The 2,344-nt window shown below is 52.0% G+C and carries 1 protein-coding gene; it reads right to left on the bottom strand.

What is annotated here, in order from left to right:
* On the bottom strand, window positions 1-2,080 hold a 2,080-nt coding region (gene katG / locus VU18_RS07370), incomplete at its 3' end, for a catalase/peroxidase HPI (protein ID WP_047757888.1).
* Window positions 2,081-2,344: the final 264 nt, after the last annotated feature.

Genomic DNA, 2,344 nt, shown 5'->3' with positions numbered 1-2,344 from the left:
CGTAGGAACGAAGAATGGAGTTGGATCCGAAAATGAGATCTACCCGGGTCGCCGTCCACCGCACTTCGCCGGTTTTCCGGTTGCGGATTTCATAAATGCCGCTGTCTGTCGGCACCCATTCATAGTTCATATCCAACAAGTTGACAAAGAAGTCGTTGGTCAGCACCCCGATGCGGTCAGTGAAGACGCCATGAGGCAGATCGCGATAGTTCGCGCCCAACACGCGCAAACCGCCAACTAAGACCGTCATTTCTGGGGCGGTCAGCCCGAGGAGCTGGGCTTTGTCGACGAGCAGCTCTTCCGGCGGAACGCTGTACTCTTGCTTTTGATAGTTGCGGAAGCCATCTGCGAACGGTTCCAACACGGCAAAGCTTTCGACATCGGTTTGCTCTTGTGTCGCATCGCCGCGGCCAGGGAAAAATGGCACTTTGACATCAAAGCCGGCGTCGCGGGCTGCCTTTTCCACCGCAGCGCTGCCGCCAAGGACGATCAAGTCGGCGATGCTTACTTTTTTCGGCAGTTCGCGCTGGATGTCCTCGTAGACGGACAGCACTTTGGCGAGCCGCTCCGGTTCGTTCACTTCCCAGTCTTTTTGCGGCGCGAGACGAATGCGGGCGCCGTTGGCCCCGCCGCGCTTGTCGGAATGGCGGAACGTGCTGGCTGAGGCCCAAGCTGTTTTCACAAGTTCACTGACCGTCAGTCCGGAGTTCAAAATTTTGGCTTTGATTTCTTCAATTTCCGCTTCTGTCAATTCGTAATCGACTTCTGGAATCGGATCTTGCCAGATGAAATCTTCTTTCGGAACTTCCGGGCCGAGATATCTCGTTTTCGGTCCCATATCCCTATGGGTAAGCTTGAACCATGCCCGGGCAAACGCCTCCGCAAATTCTTCTGGATTTTGATGGAATCGGCGGGCGATTTTTTCGTATTCCGGGTCAAACCGAAGCGCCAAATCGGTCGTCATCATCATCGTCGGAACTTTTTTCGACGGATCCTCGGCATCCGGAGCCAAGTCTTTTTCATCCGGGTCGACCGCCATCCATTGCCATGCCCCGGCTGGGCTTTTCGTCAGCCACCAGTCATAGCCAAACAGCATGTCAAAGTACGACGTATCCCACTGGGTTGGCGTCGGCGTCCAAGCGCCTTCAATGCCGCTTGTGATCGTATCGCTCCCTTTCCCTTTTCCGTAAGAGCTGATCCATCCCAGCCCTTGCGCTTCAATCGGGGCGGCTTCCGGCTCGGGACCGACGTGCGTGGCAGGGCCGGCGCCGTGCGCTTTTCCGAACGTATGACCGCCGGCGATCAAGGCGACCGTTTCTTCATCGTTCATCCCCATACGGCGGAACGTCTCGCGAATATCGCGCGCCGCTGCTTTTGGATCCGGCTTGCCGTCCGGCCCTTCTGGGTTGACGTAGATTAACCCCATTTGCACCGCGGCGAGCGGGTTTTCGAGCTCGCGATCACCGGAATAGCGTTCAGAGGCGAGCCACTCTTTTTCCGATCCCCAATAAACGTCTTCTTCCGGATGCCAGACGTCAACGCGGCCGCCGCCGAATCCAATCGTTTTTCCACCCATCGATTCAATAGCGACATTGCCCGCCAAAATGAACAAATCGGCCCAAGAGATTTTGTTCCCGTATTTCTTTTTGATCGGCCATAACAACCGCCGCGCTTTATCCAAGTTGGCGTTGTCCGGCCAGCTGTTTAACGGGGCAAAGCGCTGCGTGCCGGTCGAAGCGCCGCCACGGCCGTCGCCGATGCGGTACGTGCCAGCTGAATGCCAGGCCATGCGGATAAACAACGGCCCGTAATGGCCATAGTCGGCCGGCCACCAGTCTTGGCTTTCCGTCATCAGTTTGCGCAAATCTTCTTTGAGCGCCCAATAGTCTAGTTTTTGAAACTCCTCAGCATAGTTGAACTCTTCATCATGAGGATTCGTTTTTCGGTCATGTTGATGGAGAATGCTTAAGTTCAGCTGGTTCGGCCACCAGTCTTTGTTCGTCGTTCGATTCGAAGACTGATTCGTTACGCTTCCGTGAAACGGACATTGGGCTGCATTCTGACGATTTTGATTTTCCATTCTCCTGTTCTCCTTTCCCTTACTTAACAAAAAATAGGAATTCCATCATTACCATTTCTAACTGTTTTGTTGCCAGTCAAAAATGATAATGATTTGTACATTAGAATTATACTAAATTTATATTTGATAGTAAATAATAAAAGATACCTTTTATTATTTTTATTTGTGTTGCTATACCAGTCCAAGGTATGCCACTATTAATTTATGTTTCAATTGATTTAGAATTCAGTTATTTTTTAATATATGAACTACCCCCACTTAATT

Source organism: Geobacillus sp. ZGt-1, assembly GCF_001026865.1.
Lineage (GTDB): Bacteria > Bacillota > Bacilli > Bacillales > Anoxybacillaceae > Geobacillus > Geobacillus thermoleovorans.
The sequence above is the reverse complement of the archived record's forward strand: the minus strand, read 5'-3'. Positions and strand labels throughout refer to the sequence as shown.